This window comes from uncultured Shimia sp. (assembly GCF_913054185.1).
In the GTDB taxonomy this organism is placed as follows: domain Bacteria; phylum Pseudomonadota; class Alphaproteobacteria; order Rhodobacterales; family Rhodobacteraceae; genus Shimia.
The window spans coordinates 1-26,651 of sequence record NZ_CAJXIV010000053.1 but is presented as its reverse complement, the minus strand read 5'-3'; the positions used below and the strand labels follow the sequence as shown (position 1 = coordinate 26,651).

Below are 26,651 nucleotides of genomic sequence, written 5' to 3'. Positions count from 1 at the left end.
CCGGAGTTTGGTTGCACGTTGGCAAACTCACAGCCAAACAGCTCTTTGGCGCGGTCGATGGCGAGCTTTTCAGCCACATCCACATACTGGCAGCCACCGTAGTAGCGTCGGCCCGGGTAGCCTTCGGCGTATTTGTTGGTCAGCACGGTGCCTTGTGCTTCCATCACAGCCGCGGACACGATGTTCTCAGAGGCGATTAGTTCAATCTCGTCGCGCTGGCGGCCCAGCTCATCAGTGATCGAGCCAAACAGCTCCGGGTCGCGGGAAGCGAGGGATTCAGTGAAAAAGCCAGCATCACGGGTGGTGGACATGGGCATGTGCTCCAGATCAGGGGTTCGCGTTGATGCGCTACCTAAAGGAAAGGGTAGCGTGTTGAAAGGTCTCAAAGCGACGCAAAACCTTGCCTGACCGCCGAAGATGGTGCAGGGGATAAACATATGACGCCATAGGAAACCTTTGGCGGGGCGGGGAAACTTGCCGGTGTTTGAATGGAGCTGGGACCAATATGTCCGAAAAAATCGCCTTTTTGGCCAGCAACGCGCCGGTGGCGCAGACCGCACGGGCCGCATTGATTGGCCGATATGGCAATGTCATGCCCGAGGAGGCCGACGTGATTGTCGCGCTGGGCGGGGACGGTTTCATGTTGCACACGTTACATGATACCCAGTCTTTACCAGCTCCGGTCTATGGTATGAACCGTGGCACCGTGGGGTTCTTGATGAACACTTACTCGGAAAGCGACTTACCTGAGCGGCTGTCAGAGGCGGAGGAAGAAAAACTCAATCCGCTGGCGATGCGGGCGACCTGTGTGGACAATTCCGTGCATGAGGCACTGGCAATCAACGAAGTTTCCTTGCTGCGAGCCGGACCACAGGCGGCCAAGCTGCGCATAAAGATTGATGGTCGGTTGCGCATGGAAGAGTTGGTTTGTGATGGCGCGTTGATCAGCACGCCTGCGGGCTCCACCGCCTATAACTATTCCGCACACGGCCCGATCTTACCAATTGGCTCAGATGTTCTTGCGCTCACCGCGATTGCACCATTCCGGCCACGGCGTTGGCGAGGGGCACTCGTGCCAAAGCTGGCAACAGTGTCGTTTGAGGTGCTGGAAAGCCACAAGCGTCCGGTGATGGCACATGCGGACAGCCGGTCGATAGAAAATGTTGCCTCTGTCGAGATCCGATCAGACGAGAGCGTCGCGCACCGTATTCTGTTTGATCCCGGTCATGGGCTGGAAGAGCGGCTTATTCGCGAGCAGTTTGTCTAAAACAACCGCGCGCCACATGTGCGGCGCGCGGTTTTCCATTCACTTTTCAAAAATATCCCGGCGGTGCGGGGGCTGGCCCCCGCTCAGAGCTTAGGCTTGGGCGTATCCGAGGCTTTTTAGTGCTTCGGTGATCTCATCCAGAATGACAGGGTCATCGATGGTAGCAGGCATTTTCCATTTGGTTCCGTCTGCAATGCTGACCATGGTGCCACGCAGGATTTTCCCCGAGCGGGTCTTGGGCAGGCGGTCTACCACCACAGCCAGTTTGAAGGCGGCAACAGGGCCAATTTTTTCGCGCACCAGCTTGACCACCTCTTTGACGACCTCGCCATAGTCACGGTCAGCGCCTGCGTTTAGGCAGAGGAAGCCAACCGGCGTTTGGCCTTTGAGTTGGTCCGCGACACCGATCACCGCACATTCCGCCACATCCGGGTGCCCTGCGAGCACCTCTTCCATGCCGCCGGTAGACAGGCGATGGCCCGCAACGTTGATCACGTCATCCGTGCGCGCCATGATGTAGACATAGCCGTCTTCATCAATCATGCCGGCATCACCGGTTTCATAGTAGCCGGGGAAGTTGGTCAGGTAGGATTTTTTGAAGCGGTCTTCGGCATTCCAGAGCGTTGGCAGGGTGCCGGGGGGGAGGGGCAGTTTGCTGACAATTGCGCCAAGTTCACCGGCAGGCAGTTCGTTGCCGCACTCGTCCAGAACTTTCATGTCGTAGCCCGGCATTGGCAGCGACGGGCTGCCCAGTTTCACTGGCAGAAGTTCAATGCCAACCGGGTTGCAGATGGCCGGGTAACCCAGCTCTGTTTGCCACCAGTGGTCGATGATCGGTTTTTGCAGCTGATCCTGTGCCCACATAATGGTGTCTGGATCGGCGCGTTCGCCAGCGAGGAAGACCTGATCCAAGCAGGAGAGGTCATATTTCTTCACAAATTCGCCTTTTGGGTCTTCGCGTTTCACGGCCCGGAAGGCCGTGGGGGCAGTGAAGAAGGTTTTGACCTTGTGTTCGGAAATCACCCGCCAGAAGGTGCCTGCGTCAGGCGTGCCAACCGGTTTGCCCTCAAACACAATGGTGGTGTTGCCGTGGATCAGCGGTGCGTAGGTGATGTAGCTGTGGCCCACAACCCAGCCCACATCAGAGGCGGCCCAGAAGACGTCGCCGGGGTCAACGTTGAAGACATTTTTCATGGTCCAGTTCAACGCAACCAAATGGCCAGCGGTGTGGCGCACCACCCCTTTGGGTTGGCCGGTGGTGCCGGACGTGTAGAGGATGTAGGCCGGATGGTTGCCTTCGACAGGCACACATTCCGCGGGTTTCACGCCATATTGGAAGCCGTGCCAGTTGAAATCGCGGCCTTCAACCAGCTGCGCCACTTCTTGTTCACGCTGGAAGATCACGCAGAAATCGGGTTTGTGGGTGGCGACGTCAATGGCGCCGTCCAGCAGTGGCTTGTAGTGCACCACGCGGCCGGGCTCGAGGCCGCAGGAGGCGGCAATGATGGCTTTGGGTTTGGCGTCGTCAATGCGCACAGCCAGTTCATTGGCAGCAAAACCACCAAACACCACCGAGTGAATTGCACCAAGCCGGGCGCAGGCCAGCATGGCCTCCAACGCCTCGGGGATCATCGGCATGTAGATGATGACGCGGTCACCTTTTTCCACACCCTTGGCGCGCAGGGCACCGGCGAGGGAGGCAACGCGGTTGCGGAGCTCTACGTAAGAGATTTCGCGCTTGGAGTGGGTGATTGGGCTGTCGTGGATGATGGCAGTTTGTTCGCCGCGACCAGCTTCGACGTGGCGGTCCACAGCGTTCCAGCAGGTGTTGACCTTGGCGTCGGCAAACCACTCATACATATGGTCTCCCTTGTCAGTGAGAGCCTTGCTGGGCAGGGTGTCCCAGTCGATTGCGTCTGCTGCCTGCATCCAGAAAGCTTCGGGATCATTTTTCCAACGGTTGTAGACGTCCTGATATGACATGGGGTCCTCCTCATCCTTACCCAACTGGATAGAGGAGGCGCTGCCTATGCGGCAAGTCTTGGCGTGTTGGGCGTGGCAGATTAACGCGGAAAATTTGCAAGTCTGAGCGCCTCAGGTCTGCAAATTTTTGCAAAGAAGCGAGTTTGCCTAAGAGTTTCTGAAGAATGCGGGTGGATTTGCAAACTTGCTAAGTCTCAATGTGCAAAACACAGCGAGAATCACACGCCGCGTTTTTGGTTTCGAAAATGGGCAAACAGACAGTTAGCCGTATTGGGTCACTGGGGTGCCCGCGATGGCCGCCATGTTGAGCAGGCCTCGAGCTGTGATGGATTGGCTGACAATATGGGCGCGGTTGCCCATGCCCATGAGGATTGGCCCCACTTCCAACGCATCCGCACGCATTTTCAGGATGTTGCGCACGCCAGACGCCGCATCGGCGTTGGCAAAGATCAACACATTGGCGGCCCCTTCCAAACGGGTACGCGGGAAAACGCGGGCGCGTAGATCTGGGTCCAGAGCGGTATCGACGTTCATTTCGCCCTCATAGGCAAAGTCACGTGGGCGGCTGTCGAGGATTTCGATGGCTTCGCGCAAGCGCTTGCCTGAACCCTGGCGGTGGTTGCCAAACTGGCTTTGTGAACAAAGCGCGATGTTGGGCTCCAAGCCAAAGCGGCGCACGTGGCGGGCGGCCCCAATCGTGATGCGGGCGATGTCTTCGGGGCTGGGCAACTCATGCACTTGCGTGTCGGCAATGAAAAGCGGGCCGTCTTCGAGGATCATCAGGGAGAGTGCGCCGTGTGGAGACAGGGATTTGTTGCCCAAAACTTGCGTGATGTAGTTTAGGTGCCAGCGGTATTCCCCAAAAGTGCCGCAGATCAGGCTGTCAGCTTCTTCGCGGTGCACCATGATTGCACCAATTGCAGTGGAATTTGTGCGCATGATGGCTTTGGCCAGATCCGGTGTGACGCCTTCACGTTCCATCAGCTCGTGATAGCTGTTCCAGTAATCGTAGTAGCGTGGGTCGTTTTCCGGGTTCACGATCTGGAAGTCCTGACCGGGGCGGATGGACAAACCGGCGCGCTCGCAACGAGCTTCGATCACTTCAGGGCGGCCAATCAGGATTGGGGTTTCGGTGGTTTCTTCAAGGATTGCCTGAGCTGCGCGCAGGACACGCTCATCTTCACCTTCAGAGAACACAATGCGCCGCGCGGCTTTGCGGGCGGTTTCGAATACCGGGCGCATCAGCAGCGCGGATTTGAAAACCGACTGGTTGAGCTTGTGGATATAGGCGTCGATGTCGTCGATGGGGCGGGTTGCTACGCCGCTGTCCATGGCGGCCTTGGCCACGGCCGCGGAAACCACGCCCACCAGGCGCGGATCAAACGGTTTTGGGATCAGATATTCTGCACCAAATGTGAGCTGTTCGCCTTTGTATGCGGCAGCGGCTTCGGCAGAGGTGGTGGCGCGCGCAAGTTCGGCGATGCCGTTCACGCAGGCAACACACATCTCATCGTTGATCTCAGTGGCGCCCACATCCAGCGCGCCGCGGAAAATGAACGGGAAGCAGAGGACATTGTTGACCTGATTGGGGAAGTCAGAACGGCCTGTGGCAATGATCGCATCGGGTGCAACCTTGCGGGCCAGTTCGGGCATGATTTCCGGGGTTGGGTTGGCGAGGGCAAAGATGATCGGCTGTGTCGTCATCTTTTCAACCAGTTCCGGTTTCAACACGCCAGGACCGGAGAGGCCGAGGAACATGTCCGCGCCCTCCACCACATCTTCCAGCGTGCGCAGGTCTGTTTTCTGGGCAAATTCTGCTTTTTGCGGGTTCATGTCCTCTTGGCGGCCTTCATAAACAAGACCGTGGATGTCGCAGAGCCAGATGTTCTCGCGTTTCACCCCCAGTTTGACGAGCATATTGAGGCAGGCAATGCCTGCTGCGCCGCCGCCGGTGGAGACAATTTTGATGTCTTCGAAGTTTTTATCTGCGACCTGCAGCGCGTTGGTTGCTGCGGCCCCCACAACAATGGCGGTGCCGTGCTGGTCGTCATGGAACACCGGGATGTTCATGCGCTCGCGGCAGAGTTTCTCCACGATAAAGCACTCTGGCGCCTTGATGTCTTCGAGGTTGATAGCCCCAAAAGTTGGCCCCATGGCACAGACGATGTCGGCGAGCTTTTCCGGGTCTGCCTCGTCCAGTTCGATGTCAAAGCAGTCGATATTGGCAAATTTCTTGAAGAGCACCGCTTTGCCCTCCATCACTGGTTTGGACGCCAGTGCACCGATGTTTCCGAGGCCGAGCACAGCAGACCCGTTGGACACCACTGCCACGAGGTTTTGGCGGGCGGTGTAGAGGGCTGCGTTGGTTGGGTCCTCTTTGATCTCGAGGCAGGCTTCTGCCACGCCAGGGGAGTAGGCACGGGACAGGTCGCGACCGTTGGCCAGCGGCTTGGTGGCGCGGATCTCGAGTTTCCCCGGCTTTGGGTTGGCGTGGTAGAACAGAGCGGCGTCACGCAGAGATTGGTTGCGGTTGTCGGACATAGCGGGCCTCATGTTGCGCGGGGCGCGGAGATGAATGTGGGGGTGGTCAATATTTGGTTCAGCATTAAACTACTTTGAGTGTCGAGGGAATGGGCAATTCTGACGCTGGGTGGGATGTCTTGAATTAGGGCGTTGAATTTTTGACCATTTGGTTACATTCTCGATGGATTCTGGCAGGAGCGGGGAGCAGCGATGGAAGAGATCAGAGCAGAAGTAAGGGTGCCAACGCAGGACTTGCGCGAGGACATCCCCTTTTACACCAAAGTGCTCAAAATGCGCATGGATATGATCTATCCGGCAGATGACCCGACGGTGGCCGTGTTTTCCGGGCACGGACTGCGAGTGCGGATTGAGAAAGGCGCGAAAGAAGCGCCGGGGTGTATTCGCATTTTGACAGATGATCCGGATGGGTTTGCACAGGGGGCGCGGCAGTTGACTGCCCCAAACGGCACAACAATCGAAATCGAAGAATTGAATCCCCCGCTTGTATTGCCGGAGGTGCAACACTCGTTTGTGGTGCGTCGTTTGGCGGATCAAGCGCCGTGGGTGATTGGCCGCGCGGGCATGCATTATCGCGACCTTGTGCCGGATCGATTGGGCGGCGCGATGATTGCGAGCCACATTCGCATTCCCGACGGCGGCCCTGTGCCGGATATGGTGCACTATCATAAAGTGGGGTTTCAGCTGATATTCTGCGTGAACGGCTGGGTAGATGTGCTCTATGAAGATCAGGGCGGCATGCGGCGCCTCAATGCGGGTGATTGTTTTATTCAGCCACCGGAGATCCGGCATCGGGTTTGTGAGGCCAGTGATGACCTGCAAGTGATCGAGATTGGGGTTCCAGCCGATCATGTGACTGAAATTGATCATGAGATGGATTTACCCACATCGCATGATCGACCAGAGCGTGAATGGGATGGTCAGCGGTTTGTGCATAATCTCGCTGAGGGTGCCGAATGGAGCAAATTTCGACTGCCAGGGTTCATTTCCCGTGACACCACTATTGCCGCCAACACCAATGACGTGGCTGGCGTACAGGTGATCCGTCGTGGTGAGGGCGCGCAGCAATGGGCGCATCACGATGCGGATATCCACTTTACCTTTGTGATGAAGGGCACGATGGTTTTGCAGAGTGAGGGGCGGGAGCCTTTTGCTTTGGAAGCTGGGGACGCCTTTGTCATCCCGCCCGGAATGAAAACCCGCTACGCCAATCCCAGTGCGGACGTCGAGTTGCTCGAGGTTGCACTGCCAGGAGCGTTTATAACGAAAGTGACAGAGACATGAGTTTGGAAAAAGCCGCCTTTGCAGTGCGCGAAAACGCATATGCCCCATATTCGAATTTCAAGGTGGGCGCCGCAATCACGTCTGAAGGAGGCAAGATTTTTGCGGGCTGCAATGTTGAGAATATTGCCTATCCGGAAGGCACTTGTGCGGAGGCTGGCGCGATTGCCGCAATGGTCGCCTCTGGGGAAACCAAGCTGACTGAAGTGTTTGTGGTGGCTGACAGCAAACAGCCGGTGAGCCCTTGCGGTGGATGCCGACAAAAGCTGGCGGAGTTTGGCGGTGAAGACACCGTTGTAACGCTCGCCAATTTGGATGGTGTGCGTGTGAGCATGACCATGGCGGAATTGTTGCCTGGCGCCTTTGGCGTAGATCACATGGACACGGATCATCAAGATCGCGACTAAATTCGAATAGGGAGAACACCATGGACGCACGGGCCATCATCGCGCAGTTGCGCAAAGGCGAAGACCCCAGCCGTGAAGAATTGGCCTGGTTTGCCAGAGGCTTGGCGGATGGCACGGTGAGCGATGCGCAGGCCGGGGCCTTTGCCATGGGTGTGTGTGTGCGTGGCTTGTCCGAGGAAGGGCGTGTGGCGTTGACACTGGCGATGCGAGACAGCGGTGACACAATGGCGTGGGACTTGCCGGGGCCTGCGCTCGACAAGCACTCCACTGGTGGCGTGGGCGATTGCGTGAGCTTGGTGCTGGCACCGGCCTTGGCGGCTTGCGGTGCTTATGTGCCGATGGTGTCGGGGCGCGGGCTTGGGCACACTGGTGGGACATTGGACAAGCTGGAGGCCATTCCGGGCTATCAGACTGGTTTGGATGAGGCGCAGTTTGACAAGGTGGTGCGAGAGGCCGGCGCGTCGATTGTCAGCGCGACAGCGGAATTGGCCCCTGCGGACAAGCGGCTTTATGCGGTGCGCGATGTGACCGGGACCGTTGAAAGTCTGGAGTTGATCACAGCGTCAATTCTCTCCAAGAAGCTGGCTGCTGGGCTGCAAGGGTTGGTGCTTGATGTGAAGGTTGGCAGCGGGGCGTTTATGAAAACACTGCAAGACGCTGAGGCGCTCGCGGACTCGTTGGTGAGCACGGCCAACTTGGCTGGGTGCCCAACAAGCGCCGTGATTTCGGACATGAATCAACCACTTGCGCCATCGTTGGGCAATGTGTTGGAAGTGGCGGAATGCATGGAGGTTCTTTGTGGTAGCAAAGGCGGACCTTTGGCGGAGCTGAGCGTGTCGTTGGGTGGCGTGTTGTTGGCAAATGCGGGGTTGGCGTCGGACATTGAAGCAGGCGTTGCGAAGATGGTTGAGGTGCTGGCCAACGGGCAGGCGGCGGAGCGGTTTGGCAAGATGGTGGCAGCACATGGCGGGCCGATGCGGTTTGTCGAGGAATGGCAGCGGTTCCTTCCGGAAGCCTCTGTCATTCGAGAAGTGAAGGCACCGCGTGATGGTTTTGTGACGGCGATTGACGGTGAGGCGCTGGGCCTGGCTGTTGTTGGGCTTGGCGGCGGTCGCATGGTCGAGAGTGACTCGCTGGACATGGCGGTTGGCTTTTCCGAGGTCGCGCGCCTTGGAGTTCAGGTGAAAACTGGTGATCCGCTGTTGCGGGTTCATGCCAGCCGCGAGGACAAAGCGGATGCAGCTGCAGCGGCTGTGCTGGAAGCCATGGACATTGGCGATCAAATGCCCGATATGCCGCCGCTAATCCACGAAAGGAGCCGCTGATGGCACGCGCATTTCTGGTTGTGATGGACTCGGTTGGCATTGGTGGGGCACCGGATGCAGCGCAGTTTTTCAACGAAGACCGGCCCGACACCGGTGCCAATACGCTGGCACACATCGCACAGGCTTGTGCCGAAGGGCGTGCCGAAGAGGGGCGCAGTGGACCGTTGAAATTGCCAAACTTGGACTCTTTAGGGCTGGGTGCGGCCTGCCGGTTGGCGTCAGGTGATGCAACGCCGGGATTGGACGCTGTGCCACAAGGGGCTTGGGGGGCGGCGACGGAGGTCAGTCCGGGCAAAGATACACCGTCCGGGCACTGGGAATTGGCTGGTCTACCGGTGCCGTGGGATTGGGGGTATTTTCCCAAAGCGGTGCCTTGCTTTCCTGCGGACTTGACCACGCTGGTGTGCGAGTTGGCTGGCGTGGACGGCATTCTAGGAGATTGTCATGCGTCGGGCACGGTGATCATAAATGACCTGGGCGCGGAGCATGTCAAAAGCGGAAAGCCGATTTGCTACACGTCTGCGGATAGTGTGTACCAGATCGCCGCGCATGAAGAGACGTTTGGCCTGGATCGGCTGTTGAAGCTTTGCCAAGAACTTGCACCAACGTTGCACGAGATGAAGATTGGCCGGGTGATCGCGCGACCTTTCGTGGGCGATGTGGAGACTGGTTTCACCCGCACCACCAATCGGCGTGATTATGCCATTGCTCCGCCGGAGCCGCTGTTGACCAACTGGGTCCAGAATGCCGGCGGCACAGTGCATGGTGTGGGCAAAATTGGCGACATATTTACGATGGCCGGCATTGATGATTGCACCAAAGGTGCGGACGCGAAGTTGATGCGGGATCTGCAGGGATTGGTGGAAACGGCTGAATCTGGTAGCCTGACGTTTGCAAACTTTGTGGAGTTTGACAGCCTTTATGGCCATCGCCGCGACATTTCCGGCTACGCACGTGCGCTGGAGTGGTTTGATTTGGAGATTGGGAAAGTTCTTCGAAAGCTGAAGGGCGATGATCTCTTGATCCTGACGGCGGATCACGGCAATGACCCAAGCTGGACCGGAACTGACCACACCCGCGAACGCGTGCCTGTATTGGCCGCTGGTGTGGGTGTGAAAGAGGCCGGAATTATGGATTTTGTTGATGTGGCCGCATCGGTGGCCACACATTTGGGGATCACACCTCCCCGTGGAAGGAGTTTTTTATGAGCGTAGCTGACCTGCCAAAAGTTGAACTGCACCTGCACCATGAAGGCGCGGCGCCACCGGCGTTTATCAAGCAGCTGGCGCATGAAAAGAATGTCGATCTGAGTAAGATTTTTGCCGATGATGGTGGGTATGCGTTCCGGGACTTTGTGCATTTCTTGAGCACCTATGAGGACGCCACTTCGGTTCTGACCGGGCCAGAAGAGTTCGCGCGGCTGACCACAGCGATTTTGGAAGAGAGCGCCAAAAATGGTGTGGTGTATACCGAGAGCTTTATCAGCCCGGACTTCTGCGGTGGCGGAGATGTGGGTGCGTGGCGTGAGTATCTGGCGGCCATTCAGGAAGCGGCAGATGCGGCGGAGGCCAAACATGGCATTACCCTGCGCGGCGTTGTGACCGCAGTGCGTCATTTTGGAGCGGAAAAGTCTAAAACCACGTCGCTTTGTGCGGCAGAGACAGCGGGAGATTTTGTAACCGGCTTTGGCATGGGCGGCGACGAAGGTCAGTTTACGCAGGGCACGTTCTCTTATGCGTTTGAACAAGCCAAAGAGGCCGGGTTGCATCTGACCACACATGCTGGTGAGTTTGGCGGGCCAGAAAGTGTTTGGGATGCGATCAAAGACCTGAATGTGGAACGGATTGGCCATGGTGTGCGCAGCCTCGAAGATCCTGCGTTGGTTAAAGAACTGGTTGCGCGTCAGATCACACTTGAAGTTTGCCCAGGCTCCAACGTGGTGCTGGGTCTGTTTCCGGATTTCGCCAGCCACCCAATCCAGAAACTGCGGGATGCCGGGGTGAAAGTCACGGTCAGCACAGATGATCCGCCGTTCTTCCACACCACCATGCGGCGTGAATATGAAGAGCTGTCCAAAGCCTTTGGATGGGATGCGAGTGATTTTGCGGAACTCAACCAGACCGCGCTTGACGCAGCCTTCTGTGACGCGGATACCAAAGCCAAAGTAGCAAAGAGATTGGAGCAAGCCTGATGGATCATTTGACGGTTGTAGATCACCCGCTGGTACAGCACAAACTGACCATCATGCGCGACCAATCCACCTCGACGGGTGAGTTTCGTCGTCTGCTCCGCGAAATCAGCCAGCTTCTGGCGTATGAGGTCACACGCGAACTGCCGATGACCACCAAGAAGGTTCAGACACCGATGGTGGAAATGGACGCGCCAACCTTGGCGGGGCGCAAGCTGGCGTTGGTGTCCATTCTGCGGGCGGGCAACGGCTTGCTCGACGGGATGCTGGAACTGGTGCCATCAGCCCGTGTTGGATTTGTTGGCTTGTACCGCGATGAAGAAACGCTTGAGCCGGTGCAATACTACTATAAGGCGCCAAGTGAGCTGGACGAGCGGCTGGTCATTGCCGTGGACCCAATGTTGGCAACTGGCAACAGCTCTGCGGCAGCAATCGATTTGCTGAAAAAACAAGGCGCGACCAATATTCGGTTCCTCTGCTTGTTGGCCGCTCCTGAAGGTGTGGCCCGGATGAAAGAGGCGCATCCGGATGTGCCAATTGTGACCGCGTCGCTGGACGAGCGGCTCAATGAAAAGGGCTATATCTTACCTGGCTTGGGTGATGCGGGTGACCGCATGTTTGGCACGCAATAGGTCAAATTTCACGTTTTCAAAGGTTTACTCGTTGTAAACAAAGCGGCTAAGGTGCCCCTACATCTTGTGGGGGCAATATGAAACTGACCAGAGTTATTGCGATCGGCGCGATCGTGAGTTCCTTGGGCATAGGCGCGGTTTCCGCGCAGTCCATTAGTTCAAACGAAATCCCGGCGGAGTTCCCGCCGCGCGATTTCAAGGGTAAACAATTTGTCGACAGCCGCGGGTGTGTTTACATCCGCGCGGGTGTTGATGGGGCCACAACCTGGGTGCCGCGCGTGACACGGGAACGCAAGGTTATCTGTGGATTCAAGCCGACCTTCTCGAAGGCGCAGACCACAACCAATGCGGCTCCCAAGCTCGACAAAAACGTAGTGCAAATTCAGCCAGCGGCACCAGAAGCAGGCGCTCCTGCAGTAGCTGTTGCGCCTAAGGCGACCACCAAGGCGCCAACCACAACGACAACGGCGCGCCCAGCCACAACCAAGACAACGACACGCACCACAACTGCGCCCAAGCAGGCCAAAGGGGCACCCCTGTATACAACGCCTACTGCTGCGCGGCCGACAACCACGACGACAAAAACCACAACCAGAACCACGGTCCCTGCGGCCACCGTCGCAGCCCCCAAGGTCATTCAGCCAGCGCCAACGACAACAAAGACCACTACCTCAACCGTGCGCCGCACCAAGAAACAGGCGCCGCGGGCCGCTGGCGTGGTGTCGCCATGCCGCGAAGGTGTGACCACCTGGAAAGGCTCGCCCGTTCGCTGTGGTCCGCAGGCGCTTTCGCCTGTCACTCCGGGCACTGGCCGCTCAACAGCACAACCGCCAAAGATGCGGTTTGACCAGAACAGCTCGCTGCGTCGGCCACCCGCTGGCACGGTGGTGAAAGTGGGCGAAGTTGCCCCCGATGTGCGTGTTGTGCCCCGCCATGTCTACGAGGCCAACAAAGACACACATGTTGTTGCCACGGTGCCGGAAGGATATCGCCGCGCGTTTGACGACGGCCGCTTGAACGAACGCCGGGCGGAAATGACCCTCGCGGGGCAGGCGCAAATGGCGCAAATTTGGACAACGTCGGTGCCAGGCAAGCTTGTTGGGATAACTGAGGATGGCGACGTGGTTGCCCGTGCAGAAGCGGCGCCCGCCACGGTGTCCACAAAGTCTGAACCTGCTACAAAATCCCTGCGTTTGGCAGGCACACCATATGTGCAGGTTGGAACATACAGCGATGCGGCCAGTGCAAAAGCTGCGGCCAAACAGGTCAAACGCCTTGGATTGCCGGTGCGGATTGGCAAATTCCAGCGCGGTGGCGTGACGCAGCGCATGGTGCTTGCCGGACCGTTTGCCGGTGCAGATGGTGCCACCGCCGCGCTGGCCAAAACTCAGAGTGCCGGGTTCGATGGCGCGTTTGTGCGCCAGTAAATCAGTGGAAACTGCGGCGGTGTTAGCTGCCGCAGATGCCTTGTAAAGCAACCCAATAACGATCAATCAGGATAGGTTCGGGCAGGTCTTGGGTGAATGGCGCGGCCTCGATCAGCGGCAAGGTGCTTTCACCAGAAGGATCCCGCGCCAAAGCGTATGGCTGCAAACGCACCCGTTTCTCTTCAAATGCTTTAATCAGACTGTCGTTTGCAGCCGCAGTTGGAGGCGCGCTGATCAATCGTTCGACATGTTGGAGCAACAGGTCTTCTGGGAGGGCCCCTGAGGTCAAGAGGCGGAGGCTGGCCCTGATGCCGCCGGTTTCCAATACACCGCGAAGCGGGTCAGGAGATGCAGTTTGTGCGGCGACAATGTAGCCGGCGGCCACGTCAGGCTCTTCATAGTCTTCAATGGTATCACGCCCCAATAAAACAACATTTCCAGGCAGGGCCACGGCTTCGCGCAAGGCGTTTGGCAAAATGGAAATGGAGCGCACTTGAAGGCGTTTTTGCAAGGCGTCTACCGCAGGCACTGCCAGTGGGGCGCTACAGGGTTGGCCTGTCAGGCGTGATGCAAGCTGTTGCATGTCCTGACCGATGGTTTGCCGCGCCACATTGGGCACTACGCGTAGGGCGTGGTTTGCCAACGCGCCTGGCAGCCAGAAGACCGCTAACCCCGCGACCATTGCGGCTGACAACGCCAGCACCGACAGTCTCAATCGGCCAGACGCCTTTTGAGGCCTCGCAACGGCCTTGCGCAATTTTTCAATGGCTTCAGCAAGGTCGTCGTGAGTGGCATCGATCTCAAGGGTTTCGCTGGAATCTCCGTCGGGAAAGAACACGGCCGGTTGTTGGCCGGGGTTGAGGCGGCGCACGGCGGGCAAGGACCAATGGGTCAAGGCGCGATCCTGAGCATCCTTGATGACAAGTGTGGCTTCACCCAGCGAAACAATCACTTCACGCCGTTGCACATCCGGTGTTGCGCGCCACAGCGCGGTGCCTTCCAACCGTTGGAATTTGTGTAGTGCAGTGCTCATTATTGGGTGCTCGGCCTCTTATTGCCCAAAACCCTAGCACGGTGGCCTTTGGAGGGGCAATCACATGACAGAAACGAAAAAGCCCGGAGCGGTGTCCGGGCCTCAAATTCGCTGTGTTATCCTGTGTTACAGGATTTTGATACCCGCGTCTTTGATGTCCGCGAGGAAGGTGGCCAGACCCTTGTCGGTCAGCGGGTGGCTGATCATGGATTTGATCACACCGGGAGGCGCGGTCATCACGTCAGCACCAACCAGCGCACATTGGGTGGCGTGGTTTACGGTCCGAATGGAGGCTGCAAGGATCTCGGTGTCAAAACCGTAGTTGTCATAGACTTGACGGATGTCCTCGATCAAATCCATGCCATCCATGTTGATGTCGTCCAAGCGACCAATGAAAGGCGAGATGAAGGTTGCGCCCGCTTTGGCCGCCAGAAGCGCCTGGTTGGCAGAGAAACACAGAGTAACGTTCACCTTGTGACCGTCATCGGTCAGTGTTTTACACGCCTTCAGGCCGTCCCAAGTCAGGGGCACTTTCACGGCAATGTTGTCGGCGATTTCGACCAGCTTGCGACCTTCGGCGATCATTTGGGTCGCGTCGGTGGCGGTCACTTCGGCGGAAACCGGACCGTCAACCAGATCACAGATTTCTTTGGTGACTTCGAGAATGTCACGGCCGGATTTTTTGATCAGCGATGGGTTGGTGGTTACGCCATCCACCATTCCGGTCGCGTTCAATTCGGCAATGGCATCGATGTCGGCGGTGTCTACGAAGAATTTCATGTCATCTCCTCTCCTGCGCCTGCAGGTCTGAAAGGGCGGCGATTGCAACTGCGGGATTGCGCTGCGGCTGTGTTGCCTTTACCCGATAGAGAGCCTTGCTGGAAGTGGGAATGCGCCCCTTAGACGGATTTACCGTTAGCGATAACAATTTGTGTGGGCCGAGGCAATGTGAGGGACAGTTGAGCGAGACCGAGTTCTTTCCTGAAGGTGCGTTGATTGCGGTGCTGACCACGCAGCCGCTCGACCGGATACTGGATTACAAGGCACCGCAAGGTGGAGTGCTACTTGGCGCCTTTGTTGAAGTGCCGTTGGGACCTCGACGCGTGTTGGGGGTCGTGTGGGGCCCAGGCAAAGGCGACTACGACATCACCAAGATCCGCCCTGCGAACCGTTCGTTGGACGTGGCGCCGATGGGCGCAGATATGCGTGGCTTCTTGCAGCGTGCGGCAGACTACACGCTCACGCCGATGAACGCGATGCTGCGATTGGCAACACGGGCGCCGGGGCTGTCGGATCCACCATCGATGCGCAAGATTTACCGACGAGGCGAAGGCGAGCCAGATCGACAGACAGATGCGCGGCGACGTGTATTGGAGACCCTGGCGGATTACGGCAGCTTGGCGTTTACCATGGGCGAGCTGTCTGAGATGGCCGGGGTGACAAATTCGGTCATCAAAGGATTGGTGAGGCAGGGTGTTGTGCGCGAAGAAGCCGCGCCGCGAGACACGCCGTTTCCACGGCTTGATCCTGAGTATGGCGGCAAGGAGTTGTCAGCAGATCAGGAAGCCGGTGCCGAAATTCTTCGTACTGGGGTCCAAAGTGGAACGTATGGAACCACACTGCTGCGGGGGGTGACTGGGTCTGGCAAGACTGAGGTTTATTTAGAGGCGGTGGCGGAGTGTTTGCGCAAAGGCCGGCAGGCGCTTGTTTTGTTGCCGGAGATTGCGCTGACGGCGGAGTTTTTGACCCGCGTCGAGGCGCGGTTTGGGGCCAAGCCCGCGGAGTGGCACTCTGGCGTGACCATGACGGAGCGGCGACGCACCTGGAAAATGGTTGGCGAAGGCGGCGCACAGATGGTGATTGGTGCGCGGTCTGCACTGTTTTTGCCGTATCGCGATCTGGGGCTGATCATTGTCGATGAAGAACATGACACGTCTTACAAGCAGGAAGACGGGGTGCTGTATAATGCGCGGGATATGGCGGTTCTGCGGGCGGCAATGTGTGAGGCGCAGGTTGTGTTGGCCTCAGCTACACCAAGTTTGGAAAGCTGGGCCAATGCCGAAGCGGGAAAATACACAAAGCTGGAGTTGACCAGTCGTTATGGCGCGTCGGTGCTGCCTGAGATGCGGGCTATCGACATGCGGGCGGAAAAATTGCCAGCAAGTCGATGGATTTCTCCCAGCCTGAAAGCGGCGGTGGATGCCCGAATTGCCAAAGGTGAACAGGCGTTGTTGTTCATCAACCGTCGTGGCTATGCCCCGGTTACGATCTGTCGGGCTTGTGGACACCAGATTGGTTGTGACAACTGTGATGCGCGGATGGTGGAACACCGGTTTTTGAAGCGCTTGCTGTGTCACCAATGTGGTGAAACCAAACCGATGCCGGAGGCTTGCCCCTCCTGTGACGTGGAAGGCAAGCTAGCACCTGTTGGACCAGGTGTGGAGCGCTTGGCGGAGGAGGCTCAGGAACTTTGGCCGGATGCGCGGCAGGCGGTTTTGAGTTCAGATTTGTTTGGCTCTGCGCGCGCACTCAAAGAAAGTATCCAAACAATAGCCGACGGCGGCGCGGATATCATCATTGGCACTCAGCTGGTGGCTAAGGGGCACAATTTCCCGTTGCTGACGCTGGTGGGGGTGATCGATGCGGATCTTGGGTTGCAGGGATCCGATCTGCGGGCCGCAGAGCGAACGTTCCAGTTGATGCGACAAGTGGCAGGTCGGGCGGGGCGTTCAGAGCGGGCCGGATTGGCATTGCTTCAGACCTTTCAGCCCGAGCATCCGGTGATCCGAGCGATCCTAAGCGGAGACGAAACAGGATTCTGGCGGACGCAGGCAGACGAACGTCGCCAAGCGGTGGTGCCGCCGTTTGGGCGCATGGCAGGGATCATTCTGTCCGGAAGTGATGTGACGCAGGTGTTTGATTTGGGGAACGCCTTGGCGCGTAATGCGGGTGCGTTACTGGCCATTGGGGCGCAGGTCTATGGACCGGCGCCGGCTCCAATTGCGCGCGTGCGTGGCCGTCATCGCGTTCGGTTGCTGGTTAAAGCGGACAAATCGGCGCCGTTGCAAGCGGCATTGGCGCAGTGGGTTGGACAGTTCCGCCTCAAAGGTGATTTGCGACTTGCTGTGGATATTGACCCGCAGAGTTTTTACTAGTCGCCAACGTTTAGGTTCAAATCGGAACGTGCGAGAATGCACGCCTGTCTGTGCAGCCTTTTGATCTCGCCTTTTTTAAACAATAGGCGTATTTGCTGCACATGTTCAGAAAAATACCCATTGATGACGCGCACCTTCTGCCTTGGTGGCGCCGCCCGATCACGCTCTTGTTCCTTATGGCATTGGCCATGCCAATTGCCTTCAATACCTGGAGTGCACTGCTCAATAACTTCGTGATTGAAGTGGCCGACTTTGATGGCTCTGATATTGGCTTGCTGCACACAGTTCGTGAAATTCCTGGGTTTCTGGCAATTGGGGTGATTTTCTTGCTGTTGTTCATTCGGGAGCAAGTACTGGGGCTTGTGTCCTTGGCGCTTCTTGGTGTGGCGACAGCTATGACAGCCTATTTCCCGACAATGGGCGGCATTTTGATGATCACGCTGCTGAGTTCGATTGGCTTTCATTATTATGAAACAGTGAACCAGTCGCTTCAGCTGCAATGGCTTGACAAGAAGCGTGCGCCCAAGGTTTTGGGATGGCTTGTCGCTGCGGGATCTGCGGCAACATTGCTGGCTTACGGAATTATTGTGCTGGGTTGGAAGCGGTTTGGTTGGGACTATGACGTTGTCTATATGGCGGGTGGTGGCATCACAGCGCTGATTGCGCTCTACTGTTTTGTCGCTTTCCCGCAGTTTGAGGGGCGCACGCCACAAGCCCGCAAGATGGTGCTGAAAAAGCGCTATTGGCTCTACTACGCCATGCAGTTCATGGCAGGCGCACGCCGGCAGATTTTTGTGGTTTTTGCAGGCTTTATGATGGTGGAGCGTTTTGGATTTGATGTGCACGAAATCACGGCGCTCTATCTGATCAACTTGGTGGCCAATATGATCATTGCCCCGATGATTGGCGAAGCCGTGTCACGTTTTGGGGAGCGACGTACCCTGATCTTCGAATATACAGGGTTGGTGATTGTCTTTCTGGCCTATGGTGGCATCTACTTCTTTGGCTGGGGCATTGTCTTGGCGGCCACGCTTTATGTGGTAGATCATTTGCTGTTCTCGCTTGCGCTGGCATTGAAGACTTACTTTCAGAAGATTGCAGACCCGGAAGACATGGCACCGACGGCTGCTGTGGCCTTTACAATCAACCATATTGCTGCAGTGTTCCTGCCGGTCCTGTTGGGGCTGCTGTGGCTGGTGTCTCCCGGGGCGGTGTTTGTGTTGGCAGCTTTGATGGCAAGTGTGTCTCTTGGTCTGGCCTTTTTGATCCCCCGCCACCCCGAAAAAGGCAATGAAACCCGTCTCACTCGGCCTATGGCGGCCGCTGCCGAATAGTTTCACACTCCGCAGGCTTGACGGGGCCAAGGGGAGACCCTAGGCCCTGCGCAACCCTATAGGAGACTGACATGCCGACATTCACCGCACTGACCACACTGATGGGCAAAGAACAGGCCGAAGCGCTTGGCAATGCGATGGAGCGGCTTGTACCAGAGCCCACCGGTGTTGGCGTGTTTGAGGTCGAGGACGGGTCTGGTCTTTGGGAAATTGGCGGTTACTTCATTGAAGCGCCGGATGCGGCAGGATTGGCTGTGCTGGCTGTCGCCTTTGGCGCAAAGCCTTTTGTTGTGTCTGAGTTGCCGGAAACCGATTGGGTGGCCCATGTGAAGCGCGAGTTGGCGCCAGTCGCGGCGGGACGGTTCTTTGTCTATGGTAGCCATGATGCAGATAAAATCCCCGAAGGGGCAGAACCGCTTTTGATTGAGGCCGCGATGGCTTTTGGCACCGGCCACCATGGCACCACCTTGGGCTGCCTGAAGGCGCTGGATCGCGTGGCCAACGAAGGTTTTGTTGGCCAGAATGTCGCCGATATTGGATGCGGTACAGCGGTGTTGGGCATGGGCGCGGCCCGGATTTGGCCTAACCCTGTGCTGGTAAGTGACATCGATGAAGTGGCTGTGGATGTTGCGCAGGCAAATGTCAACGCCAACGGTTTGGACGGCAAAGTAATCTGTTTGGAAGCAGCAGGTTTTGGTCATCCTGATTTGGCGGCCAAAGCGCCGTATGATTTGGTGTTTGCCAACATCCTGAAGGCGCCGCTGATAGACTTGGCGCCGGATATGGGAGCGAACATCGTGGCGGGTGGATACGCCATCCTCTCCGGTATCCTGAATGAGCAAGCGGATGACGTAGTTGCGGCCTATGACGCGGCAGCCTTTGATGTGCATACCCGTGAAGAGATTGGCGAGTGGACCACTCTAACCCTGACGCGGCGCACCTAAAACGCGACATTCCTGTAAGCAGAATCAGAAACAGGCAGCTGAGTTCGGCTGCCTGTTTTTTTGTGCGCAATACTGGCTTTGTTGCCGGGGTGGCGACAGTGATTTATTCAGGGCTGAGTTGTTTCCACTTCTCCCGCGAACCCGCATAATTGAGGTCAGATTTGTCGATAATTTGCCTCATTTTGGGCTTTGCGCCTTATTCTTGCCACATTTCAGGCCCAGATTTAGCCATGTTTGGTGGGGGCCAAACCTGAGTTGTTGCCATGAGTGAATCTTACGCAGAATTCCATGATCGCCTTGCTCGTATCTATCGCAAGCAATCAAAGACAGGTCGTGTAGGACCTGAGTCTGTTGTGATCAATCGCAACGGATACATGATTGTGAAAGGCGCTGGCCGCCGCCGGGGAATTCCTTGGGCAGGCCTATTCACTGTGGTGGTGTCTTTCTTCATGATCAAAGGCATTTTGATGTCTCAGTATGGCCCTGACTTCTACTCTCAGGATGTGGTGCGGTTGAGTGGCGGGACCACTGTGGAGAAGGCTGCGGCCTGGACCATGTCGCCTGATCCTGTGTCACGCTGGATTTCAACTCAGATCAACACCAAACTCTGATCTCAAAAAGTTTCTATGGATCCCTCCAAGATCCAAAACGACCCCGGGTTTCTCTCCCCGGGGTCGTTTTTTTTGACGGTCGCCACACGCAAAAAACCGCCGTCTCAAAATAGAGACGACGGTTTGCGGTCCTAAGACCCAAAAACACCGTGAGTGGTGGTTTTTGTGTTCAGCGAATTGCGTAGAGGTCGGAACGCGACACACCAATGTCGTCCAACTCGCGGTCGCTGAGCGAGGCCAAAGCGGTCCGGGTGCGGCGCTTGTCGTTCCAGTCAACGAAACGTGCAACCAGCGCGGAGATGGCGTGACCGATACGGCCAGTAAAACCAGTGGTCGACGTGTATTCAAATGCGGCCATATCAGAGATCCCTTCTTGCATTACTATGGTCTGCGTTTTCGATTGACCGCACATAGGTGGCAAAAAACGCCCGAGCAAGTGCCAAACCAGCATAGGTGGCATGCGATTTTCGCATAGGTGGGGAATCGCTCAAACACCTTAGAAATAAGGTCGCATATGGTATGGAGAAGCGTCGCAATTGGGACATTCTTGTGCGGCTTCCCGCGTGTTGACAAAACGCCGCACTTCCAAATTATTGCGCAGATTTTTCTTCAGGCTTGGTGTTTGTTCTCGTTTCGTGCTATTTCACGGGAAATAACAAAAATATTGAGCACATTGGGGCAAGACATGCGTGTATTGGGAATCGATCCTGGGCTGAGAAATATGGGCTGGGGCGTTATTGATGCGGATGGCAGTAGGATGAGCCACGTGGCCAATGGAGTTTGCCACTCGGTAGGGCAAGACCTGGCGGCGCGTTTGTTGTCGCTGCATGAGCAGCTCACCGATGTGGTGGCCCGGTTCCTGCCCGATCACGCGGCGATTGAGCAGACCTTTGTAAACAAAGATGGCGCGGGGACCCTTAAGCTGGGACAAGCTCGTGGGGTTGCGTTGTTGGTGCCAGCGCAGGCTGGGCTGCACATTGGCGAATATGCTCCTAATAAAGTGAAGAAGACTGTAGTGGGTGTGGGGCATGCGGAGAAACACCAGGTTGAGCACATGGTGAAGCTCCAATTACCGGGCGTGAAAATCGCCGGTCCAGATGCGGCGGATGCATTGGCGATTGCCATGTGTCATGCGCATTATGCGCGCGCGGGCGCAGGCTATGCAGAAGCATTAAAAAAGGCACAGGCATGATTGGTAAGATTTCCGGGCGGTTGGAGTATCGCAGCACAGACCACGTGCTAATTGATGTGCGGGGCGTGGGTTATATGGTCTACTGCTCGGATCGTACGCTCGCGGCGCTGCCAAGCGTTGGAGAGCCTGTTGCGCTGTACACAGATCTATTGGTGCGTGAAGACTTGTTGCAGCTGTTTGGGTTTCCAAGCCTGTTTGAAAAGGAATGGCACCGCTTGCTGATGAGCGTGCAAGGCATTGGCGCAAAAGCAAGTTTGGCGATCCTTGGCGCCTTGGGAGCAGATGGCGTGAGCCGGGCGGTGTCGTTGGGCGATGTGGCCGCGATCAAAGCAGCCAAAGGTGTCGGGCCCAAAACTGCGCAACGTGTTGTGATTGAACTCAAAGACAAGGCGCCAGCGCTTATGGCACTGGGGGGCAGTCTTGGGGAAACCCTGGCCTCGGTTTCTGGCAAAGAAGGCGCTGCGGGGGCGGATGATGTGATAGAGGATGTGGCCCGCACACCGGTTAATGCTGGGGGGGCCTCCGCGGCGAGCGGTGCTGCTGCTGCCGCATCTATGAGTGTGCAGGCGGATGCGCTGTCAGCCTTGGGCAACCTTGGCTATGGGCCAGCAGATGCGGCGGGTGCCGTTGCTCAGGCGGCTGGAGAAGACCCTGAGGCGGATACGTCAGAGTTGATCCGGGCGGCGCTTAAGATGTTGGCGCCAAAGGGGTAAATGATGGAACAGCCAGACCCAACATTGCGTCCTGAGGCACGGCCAGAGGATGCGGATCGCGCCCTGCGCCCGCAAGAGCTTGATGCGTTCATTGGCCAAGCTGAAGCGCGGGCCAACCTGCGAATTTTTATTGAGAGTGCGCGCCGTCGGGGTGAGGCGATGGATCACACGCTGTTCCACGGTCCGCCCGGTTTGGGTAAGACAACTTTGGCGCAAATTATGGCGCGGGAGTTGGGTGTGAACTTCCGAATGACCTCTGGGCCAGTCTTGGCCAAGGCTGGTGACTTGGCGGCGATCCTCACCAACCTTGAAGCGCGAGATGTGCTTTTTATTGATGAAATTCATCGCCTTAATCCGGTCGTGGAGGAAATTCTCTATCCCGCGATGGAGGATTTTGAACTGGATCTTGTGATCGGAGAAGGGCCGGCGGCGCGGACGGTTCGGATTGAGTTGCAGCCGTTTACGCTGGTGGGAGCGACAACGCGGTTGGGGCTTCTCACAACACCGCTTCGAGACCGGTTTGGCATTCCAACACGGTTGCAGTTTTACACCGAGGATGAGCTCAACGAGATTGTCACGCGCAACGCCAACAAACTTGGCGTCCCGGCGCATGACGGCGGAGCCCGCGAGATTGCGCGGCGCTCGCGGGGCACGCCCCGTATTGCCGGGCGTTTGCTGCGGCGCGTGGTGGATTTTGCCCTTGTCGAAGGTGATGGGATTATCACAAAATCCCTTGCAGATGGCGCACTTACGCGGCTTGGGGTGGACAATATCGGGTTGGACGGCGCGGACCGGCGCTATCTGCTGTTTATTGCGGAGAACTACGCCGGCGGGCCAGTTGGGATTGACACAATCAGCGCTGCCTTAAGCGAAAGTCGCGATGCAATTGAAGAGGTGATTGAACCGTTTTTGCTGCAGCAAGGGTTGATCCAACGGACGCCGCGCGGGCGGATGCTGGCGCAAAAAGCCTGGCAGCATTTGGGGTTGTCAGCGCCGCGTCGCGCAGAGTCGAACGATCTGTTTACGCCGCCACGCAACGGCACTTAGCGCGTCGGTATCGCATCGGTATCACGACTGTTTTGCGGAGGTGTGGATTTGGAAAATGAAAAGATTAACACGTGTGCCCAAAGGCATGTGTCTTGCGAGACGTCCCCAGAGCTGGGGACGTTGGTCCAGCAAGCGTCAACGGTGTGTGATCTTTATGCGGAGCGGTTTGGCATTGACCGGGATGCCACATGGTATCTCGCCAAACTGACCGAGGAGTTGGGGGAGCTGCAAGCGGCCTATCTTGCCACCAAGGGCGCGCAGCGCGGCGCCGTGTCTGAGAATGTCGCGCGACAGAACCTTGAGGATGAGGCAGCCGACCTGTTTGGCTTCTTGCTTGTCTTTGCGGAGTGGCAGGGGATTGATCTGGCCGATGCATTTGCGAACAAATGGGGGCGCCATCTTCCTCCGGCGGTCGAGTAATTGCGCCATGAGACTACCTTTGGGATGTGGATTTTGAGGTGTCGATACTCAAATCAAAGGTGATTCCGTCTGAGAGTCGCCCCAAAATGCTGTTTGTGGGTGGAAAAAACTGTGTTCGAAATGGATCGTTTTCTCACAATTTGAAACAACCGGATTTTCTTAAAAATTGAGACAAGCTGACGTTTGTTAGAAAAGGCTAAACGTCACTGCATTGTACGCGTTTTTTAGCAATTCAGCTCGCCTGTCAGCCAGTGGCAAGAAGCATTTATTTTTCGGATATTTGGTGGAGACATTACCAGTCTCTTACTTCCCCATCATCGCGTTTTGGCGGCGATCAATGCCACGTTTTTTGCCTGAATTTTTGTTGGATAATGCTCAATTTTTATGGGGTTTTTCGTGCTTAACGTCCTGTAAGGGAAACCGAAACGCCGCATTAAGGAAAACAGTTTTGGTTGATGCTCAAGAGTGAGCCGGTGGGAACAAGTCGAGATCAGCTCTCTTCTCCGACCAACGAACTGAACTTCATACGGGTACAAGAATATGCTGAACACATCTATCAAAGCCATGATGGCAGTGGGCGCTCTGGTGTCTATCGCGGGCTGCAAAAGTACAATTGAATCTTATGTCGAAAATGAAGTCGGCGACCGTCTGAACGAGATGGCGGGCGACCGTCTGTATCTGGCGCATGGTGACACGACATTGAATGGCAAGGTGCGCTCTGCCTCGATGTCGACCGACGGTGACGGGTACGTAACAGGCGGGCGCCTCGGCACCGCGCGCAATGGGTCTCTTGAAATTGGGACCAATGTTGGCGAGCTGGAAACCCTTGCAAAAAACAATGGCAGCTCGACCACCAGATTTGACTCCAACGGCAGCGACAGAATTGACGATGGTATGGACTCTCTTGTGATCACCAGTCGCTCGTCCAATGGCCAGAAGCGTGGTTGGATGGGCAACGCTGACGCGCTTGATTTTGACCACCAGACCTTTGGCATGTGGGCAACCGGCGTTGGCACAACAAACGGCAACGTTAGTGTTGGCAGCTTTGGCAGTCGTACTGCGGCGGCGGATGTCCCAAGCAGTGGCTCTGCGACGTATTCCGGCCGGTCCGTTGGCATGGTTGTGACCACTGACGGGCGCGCACTTGTGGCGGAATCTCAGGTGGGTGTGAGCACTTCTGACTTTTCCAACGTGAGCGTGGCCAGCACCAATACCTATGTGCGCAATCTGTCTGGCGGCAACTCGTGGCGTGGCGCGCATTTGGATTTTGCCGGTACTGGCACAGTGGATGGTAACGAGTTTAACGCGAATATTAACGGTGTTGTCGCCTTCAGCGCGGGCGACAGCGGCACGATGAATGGTGCCTTCTACGGTGACAACGCTGAGGAAGTGGGCGGCACGTTCGAGATGAACGGCGCCATTGGGAATTACACCGGCGCCTTCGGTGCGGACTAAGACCTGATCGCCAAAAAGGCGATAAGACAATGCTCTCCGCGTGCGCGGGGAGAGGCCCCGCAAAGGGCACAGATTGAGGTATCCAGAATGGCCAAAGTACTGTTTCAAAAATTCCATGTCTGCCTTGTGGGGCTAACGCTTCTGGTGGCGATGACTGCGGTGACGCCGGATCAGGCCGGGGCCAACACCCCACCTCAGTCTGTCTTGGAAGTGGAACAGGCGTTTGACCATGCCATGGCGGCGCTGGATGCAGGCCAGCCGGACATCGCCATTCCGGTGCTTCAAAACATTCTGGCGCAAAATCCCAAACTCATTCGTGTGCGTCTTGAACTGGCGCGGGCGTATTTCATGGCCAAGCAATGGGCGCGGTCGCGTGAAGAATTTTTCCGTGTGTTGTCCGGGGATTTGCCTGAGCCGGTGCGCAAGACGGTTTTGTCTTTCATCCGGCAAATTGATGCGCGCCGTGGGTTTGATTGGGACTTGTCGCTTGGGTTTACAACGGCTGGGGGCACCCGGACCTACGACAGCGATATTGTGCATGCGGACACCGCTTTTGGCGTCCTGCCGTTTTCGATCACACGGGGCGATGAAAAACGGGTGCCGGCGTTACAGGCAACCGGTGCGATGAACTTCCGCCGGGAGCTTGGCAGCAATGCCAACGGCACCACCAATACACTTGGGTTTGCCAGCCTTGGGTTTGATGTGTTGGAAGCTGAAGGGCGGCGGCACGACTCGGTGCAATTGCGGGCAAAGTTTGGCCTGCGGTTGCTGTCTGAGAAGACTACGGTGTCCATTGGGCCGTTTGCCACAACCCAGTGGGCCGCTGGTGAGCCTTATGAGGACCGCTTTGGCGTGGAAGCGGCGTTTGAGCGGCGTAGCCTGATGGGCGGATCGGCTTATGGCGGTTTGTCCTACGCGACCGTGGACAATCGCGCAAATTCAGCTTTTGACGGTCAGTTTCTGTCGGCATTGGCCGGGTTCCGTCGGTCTGTTGGGGGGCGGTCCGTGGTGGGCACCGAACTCTACTATGAGCGCCGGACGGCGGATCAAATGTGGGTCGGGCGTCAAGGGTATCAAAGCCTTAAGTGGAGCATTTATTCCTCTGTTGACGTGGGCAGCGGATGGACGTTGTCACCACGGCTGTATGTCCGCCATCGCGATGTGCTGGAACAGCATGCTACTTGGGTGAACAATGCGGATGAGACCGGTATTGGTGGCAGCCTGCGGGTGGAGAAGACCAATACGTTTTTGCCAGGCGGGTACACGCCGTACTTTCAAATCGACGCGGAACGCATGAAGAGCGACGTCGAGGCGTTTAACTCGCGGGTGTTGGGATTTCAGATTGGCGTGGAGCGCCGGTTCTGATTTTTGACAGCAGGGCTGAAGCGAGGCCGGCGCCAATGATCAGCATGAGCCCAAGCCAGGTATAGGTGTCCGGCAGGTCATCAAAGACCAGCCAGCCAAGGGCAACCGCACTGGCAAGTTGCAGGTAGACAAACGGCGCAAGCACGGCCGCTTCGGCGCGGGCGTAAGCAAACAGCAGCAAGAAATTTCCACCCATTGAAAAGATGGCGCTGATGGCAGTGAGCCCTGCAAGCGTGGGGCTCATTGGTGGGATTTGGTCCAGACAGAAAGGTGTCATCAGCACAGCTGCCAGAAACAGCTGCGTGAACAGCAGGCTGGTGGGGCGCGCAAT

Annotated in this window: 24 protein-coding genes and 1 pseudogene; 18 read left to right on the top strand and 7 right to left on the bottom strand. The window is 57.0% G+C overall.

Features of this window, described 5'->3' with window-relative positions; all coding sequences use genetic code 11:
* Nucleotides 1-311: pseudogene (gene glyA / locus QZ517_RS12170) on the bottom strand (serine hydroxymethyltransferase); the annotation flags it as partial.
* 194 nt (nucleotides 312-505) lie between these two features.
* Between glyA and QZ517_RS12165 the strand changes: the two are divergent.
* A complete protein-coding gene (locus QZ517_RS12165) occupies nucleotides 506-1,267 on the top strand; it encodes an NAD kinase (RefSeq protein WP_294227159.1) in 762 nt (253 codons plus the stop codon).
* A 90-nt stretch (nucleotides 1,268-1,357) separates the two neighbouring features.
* Here the strand turns inward: QZ517_RS12165 and prpE are convergent, their stop codons facing one another.
* Together prpE and QZ517_RS12155 are read right to left on the bottom strand one after the other, a co-directional pair.
* Nucleotides 1,358-3,250, bottom strand: coding sequence for a propionate-CoA ligase PrpE (gene prpE / locus QZ517_RS12160; protein WP_294227158.1), 1,893 nt, complete (start codon nucleotides 3,248-3,250; stop codon nucleotides 1,358-1,360).
* Nucleotides 3,251-3,511: 261 nt separating this feature from the next.
* The gene (locus QZ517_RS12155; RefSeq protein WP_294227156.1) at nucleotides 3,512-5,791 is read right to left on the bottom strand and encodes an NADP-dependent malic enzyme; all 2,280 of its coding nucleotides are present in this window, start codon (nucleotides 5,789-5,791) and stop codon (nucleotides 3,512-3,514) included.
* A gap of 192 nt (nucleotides 5,792-5,983) precedes the next feature.
* Here QZ517_RS12155 and QZ517_RS12150 point away from each other — a divergent pair, with 192 nt between their 5' ends.
* From QZ517_RS12150 to QZ517_RS12120, 7 genes are all read left to right on the top strand, one after another.
* The gene (locus QZ517_RS12150) at nucleotides 5,984-7,075 is read left to right on the top strand and encodes a cupin domain-containing protein (RefSeq protein WP_294227153.1); all 1,092 of its coding nucleotides are present in this window, start codon (nucleotides 5,984-5,986) and stop codon (nucleotides 7,073-7,075) included.
* Nucleotides 7,072-7,479 carry a cytidine deaminase gene (locus QZ517_RS12145; protein ID WP_294227151.1) on the top strand — a complete coding sequence of 136 codons (408 nt, stop codon included), beginning with the start codon at nucleotides 7,072-7,074 and terminating at the stop codon, nucleotides 7,477-7,479. The genes QZ517_RS12150 and QZ517_RS12145 overlap by 4 nt, the downstream gene beginning before the upstream one ends.
* Nucleotides 7,480-7,499: 20 nt before the next feature.
* On the top strand, nucleotides 7,500-8,804 hold the full coding sequence (locus QZ517_RS12140) for a thymidine phosphorylase (protein ID WP_294227148.1): 1,305 nt from the start codon (nucleotides 7,500-7,502) through the stop codon (nucleotides 8,802-8,804).
* Nucleotides 8,804-10,012 carry a phosphopentomutase gene (locus QZ517_RS12135; RefSeq protein ID WP_294227146.1) on the top strand — a complete coding sequence of 403 codons (1,209 nt, stop codon included), beginning with the start codon at nucleotides 8,804-8,806 and terminating at the stop codon, nucleotides 10,010-10,012. The genes QZ517_RS12140 and QZ517_RS12135 overlap by 1 nt, the downstream gene beginning before the upstream one ends.
* Nucleotides 10,009-10,995 carry an adenosine deaminase gene (locus tag QZ517_RS12130; protein WP_294227145.1) on the top strand — a complete coding sequence of 329 codons (987 nt, stop codon included), beginning with the start codon at nucleotides 10,009-10,011 and terminating at the stop codon, nucleotides 10,993-10,995. Before QZ517_RS12135 ends, QZ517_RS12130 begins: the two co-directional genes overlap by 4 nt.
* Nucleotides 10,992-11,624: a uracil phosphoribosyltransferase gene (gene upp, locus QZ517_RS12125; RefSeq protein ID WP_294227161.1), complete on the top strand. Its 633-nt coding sequence runs from the start codon at nucleotides 10,992-10,994 to the stop codon at nucleotides 11,622-11,624. The genes QZ517_RS12130 and upp overlap by 4 nt, the downstream gene beginning before the upstream one ends.
* A gap of 77 nt (nucleotides 11,625-11,701) precedes the next feature.
* Nucleotides 11,702-13,051, top strand: a complete 1,350-nt coding sequence (locus QZ517_RS12120; RefSeq protein ID WP_294227143.1) for an SPOR domain-containing protein — start codon at nucleotides 11,702-11,704, stop codon at nucleotides 13,049-13,051.
* A gap of 22 nt (nucleotides 13,052-13,073) precedes the next feature.
* Here the strand turns inward: QZ517_RS12120 and QZ517_RS12115 are convergent, their stop codons facing one another.
* Together QZ517_RS12115 and fsa are read right to left on the bottom strand one after the other, a co-directional pair.
* On the bottom strand, nucleotides 13,074-14,084 hold the full coding sequence (locus tag QZ517_RS12115) for a hypothetical protein (RefSeq protein ID WP_294227141.1): 1,011 nt from the start codon (nucleotides 14,082-14,084) through the stop codon (nucleotides 13,074-13,076).
* Nucleotides 14,085-14,210: 126 nt separating this feature from the next.
* Nucleotides 14,211-14,864: a fructose-6-phosphate aldolase gene (gene fsa / locus QZ517_RS12110; RefSeq protein ID WP_294227139.1), complete on the bottom strand. Its 654-nt coding sequence runs from the start codon at nucleotides 14,862-14,864 to the stop codon at nucleotides 14,211-14,213.
* A gap of 179 nt (nucleotides 14,865-15,043) precedes the next feature.
* Between fsa and QZ517_RS12105 the strand changes: the two genes are divergently transcribed.
* The 4 genes from QZ517_RS12105 to QZ517_RS12090 all read left to right on the top strand — a co-directional run bounded on the left by QZ517_RS12105 (nucleotide 15,044) and on the right by QZ517_RS12090 (nucleotide 20,128).
* The gene (locus QZ517_RS12105) at nucleotides 15,044-17,239 is read left to right on the top strand and encodes a primosomal protein N' (protein WP_294227136.1); all 2,196 of its coding nucleotides are present in this window, start codon (nucleotides 15,044-15,046) and stop codon (nucleotides 17,237-17,239) included.
* A 101-nt stretch (nucleotides 17,240-17,340) separates the two neighbouring features.
* Nucleotides 17,341-18,573, top strand: a complete 1,233-nt coding sequence (locus QZ517_RS12100; RefSeq protein ID WP_294227134.1) for an MFS transporter — start codon at nucleotides 17,341-17,343, stop codon at nucleotides 18,571-18,573.
* Between the two features lie 71 nt (nucleotides 18,574-18,644).
* Nucleotides 18,645-19,517, top strand: coding sequence for a 50S ribosomal protein L11 methyltransferase (locus tag QZ517_RS12095; protein WP_294227132.1), 873 nt, complete (start codon nucleotides 18,645-18,647; stop codon nucleotides 19,515-19,517).
* A gap of 263 nt (nucleotides 19,518-19,780) precedes the next feature.
* Nucleotides 19,781-20,128 carry a hypothetical protein gene (locus tag QZ517_RS12090; RefSeq protein WP_294227131.1) on the top strand — a complete coding sequence of 116 codons (348 nt, stop codon included), beginning with the start codon at nucleotides 19,781-19,783 and terminating at the stop codon, nucleotides 20,126-20,128.
* Between the two features lie 169 nt (nucleotides 20,129-20,297).
* Here the strand turns inward: QZ517_RS12090 and QZ517_RS12085 are convergent, their stop codons facing one another.
* Entirely contained in the window at nucleotides 20,298-20,486 is a 189-nt protein-coding gene (locus QZ517_RS12085) for a DUF1127 domain-containing protein (protein WP_294227129.1), read from the bottom strand.
* Between the two features lie 327 nt (nucleotides 20,487-20,813).
* On the opposite strand from QZ517_RS12085, the gene ruvC reads away from it, so the two are divergent.
* From ruvC to QZ517_RS12055, 6 genes are all read left to right on the top strand, one after another.
* Nucleotides 20,814-21,320: a crossover junction endodeoxyribonuclease RuvC gene (gene ruvC / locus QZ517_RS12080; protein WP_283426508.1), complete on the top strand. Its 507-nt coding sequence runs from the start codon at nucleotides 20,814-20,816 to the stop codon at nucleotides 21,318-21,320.
* Complete coding sequence (gene ruvA / locus QZ517_RS12075) at nucleotides 21,317-22,033, top strand: Holliday junction branch migration protein RuvA (RefSeq protein ID WP_294227126.1); 717 nt, start codon at nucleotides 21,317-21,319, stop codon at nucleotides 22,031-22,033. The genes ruvC and ruvA overlap by 4 nt, the downstream gene beginning before the upstream one ends.
* Nucleotides 22,034-22,036: 3 nt before the next feature.
* Entirely contained in the window at nucleotides 22,037-23,080 is a 1,044-nt protein-coding gene (ruvB, locus tag QZ517_RS12070; protein WP_294227124.1) for a Holliday junction branch migration DNA helicase RuvB, read from the top strand.
* 141 nt (nucleotides 23,081-23,221) lie between these two features.
* Nucleotides 23,222-23,500, top strand: a complete 279-nt coding sequence (locus QZ517_RS12065) for a hypothetical protein (RefSeq protein WP_294227123.1) — start codon at nucleotides 23,222-23,224, stop codon at nucleotides 23,498-23,500.
* Between the two features lie 540 nt (nucleotides 23,501-24,040).
* Entirely contained in the window at nucleotides 24,041-24,955 is a 915-nt protein-coding gene (locus QZ517_RS12060; RefSeq protein WP_294227121.1) for a transferrin-binding protein-like solute binding protein, read from the top strand.
* 87 nt (nucleotides 24,956-25,042) lie between these two features.
* Nucleotides 25,043-26,320, top strand: a complete 1,278-nt coding sequence (locus tag QZ517_RS12055; RefSeq protein WP_294227119.1) for a tetratricopeptide repeat protein — start codon at nucleotides 25,043-25,045, stop codon at nucleotides 26,318-26,320.
* Here the strand turns inward: QZ517_RS12055 and QZ517_RS12050 are convergent.
* A partial coding sequence (locus QZ517_RS12050) for an EamA family transporter (protein ID WP_294227117.1) occupies nucleotides 26,271-26,651 on the bottom strand: 381 nt, incomplete at its 5' end. The two genes, QZ517_RS12055 and QZ517_RS12050, sit on opposite strands and share 50 nt — an antisense overlap.

What these genes read in the sequence shown, in the direction of transcription:
- prpE (WP_294227158.1), bottom strand. Translation starts at nt 3,250, where the DNA reads ATGTCATATCAGGACGTCTACAACCGTTGGAAAAATGATCCCGAAGCT.
- QZ517_RS12155 (WP_294227156.1), bottom strand. Translation starts at nt 5,791, where the DNA reads ATGTCCGACAACCGCAACCAATCTCTGCGTGACGCCGCTCTGTTCTAC.
- QZ517_RS12100 (WP_294227134.1), top strand. Translation starts at nt 17,341, where the DNA reads ATGTTCAGAAAAATACCCATTGATGACGCGCACCTTCTGCCTTGGTGG.
- QZ517_RS12115 (WP_294227141.1), bottom strand. Translation starts at nt 14,084, where the DNA reads ATGAGCACTGCACTACACAAATTCCAACGGTTGGAAGGCACCGCGCTG.
- QZ517_RS12055 (WP_294227119.1), top strand. Translation starts at nt 25,043, where the DNA reads ATGGCCAAAGTACTGTTTCAAAAATTCCATGTCTGCCTTGTGGGGCTA.
- QZ517_RS12120 (WP_294227143.1), top strand. Translation starts at nt 11,702, where the DNA reads ATGAAACTGACCAGAGTTATTGCGATCGGCGCGATCGTGAGTTCCTTG.
- ruvC (WP_283426508.1), top strand. Translation starts at nt 20,814, where the DNA reads ATGCGTGTATTGGGAATCGATCCTGGGCTGAGAAATATGGGCTGGGGC.
- QZ517_RS12130 (WP_294227145.1), top strand. Translation starts at nt 10,009, where the DNA reads ATGAGCGTAGCTGACCTGCCAAAAGTTGAACTGCACCTGCACCATGAA.
- ruvB (WP_294227124.1), top strand. Translation starts at nt 22,037, where the DNA reads ATGGAACAGCCAGACCCAACATTGCGTCCTGAGGCACGGCCAGAGGAT.
- QZ517_RS12145 (WP_294227151.1), top strand. Translation starts at nt 7,072, where the DNA reads ATGAGTTTGGAAAAAGCCGCCTTTGCAGTGCGCGAAAACGCATATGCC.
- QZ517_RS12135 (WP_294227146.1), top strand. Translation starts at nt 8,804, where the DNA reads ATGGCACGCGCATTTCTGGTTGTGATGGACTCGGTTGGCATTGGTGGG.
- ruvA (WP_294227126.1), top strand. Translation starts at nt 21,317, where the DNA reads ATGATTGGTAAGATTTCCGGGCGGTTGGAGTATCGCAGCACAGACCAC.
- fsa (WP_294227139.1), bottom strand. Translation starts at nt 14,864, where the DNA reads ATGAAATTCTTCGTAGACACCGCCGACATCGATGCCATTGCCGAATTG.
- QZ517_RS12150 (WP_294227153.1), top strand. Translation starts at nt 5,984, where the DNA reads ATGGAAGAGATCAGAGCAGAAGTAAGGGTGCCAACGCAGGACTTGCGC.
- QZ517_RS12090 (WP_294227131.1), top strand. Translation starts at nt 19,781, where the DNA reads ATGAGTGAATCTTACGCAGAATTCCATGATCGCCTTGCTCGTATCTAT.
- QZ517_RS12165 (WP_294227159.1), top strand. Translation starts at nt 506, where the DNA reads ATGTCCGAAAAAATCGCCTTTTTGGCCAGCAACGCGCCGGTGGCGCAG.
- QZ517_RS12140 (WP_294227148.1), top strand. Translation starts at nt 7,500, where the DNA reads ATGGACGCACGGGCCATCATCGCGCAGTTGCGCAAAGGCGAAGACCCC.
- QZ517_RS12060 (WP_294227121.1), top strand. Translation starts at nt 24,041, where the DNA reads ATGCTGAACACATCTATCAAAGCCATGATGGCAGTGGGCGCTCTGGTG.
- QZ517_RS12085 (WP_294227129.1), bottom strand. Translation starts at nt 20,486, where the DNA reads ATGGCCGCATTTGAATACACGTCGACCACTGGTTTTACTGGCCGTATC.
- QZ517_RS12095 (WP_294227132.1), top strand. Translation starts at nt 18,645, where the DNA reads ATGCCGACATTCACCGCACTGACCACACTGATGGGCAAAGAACAGGCC.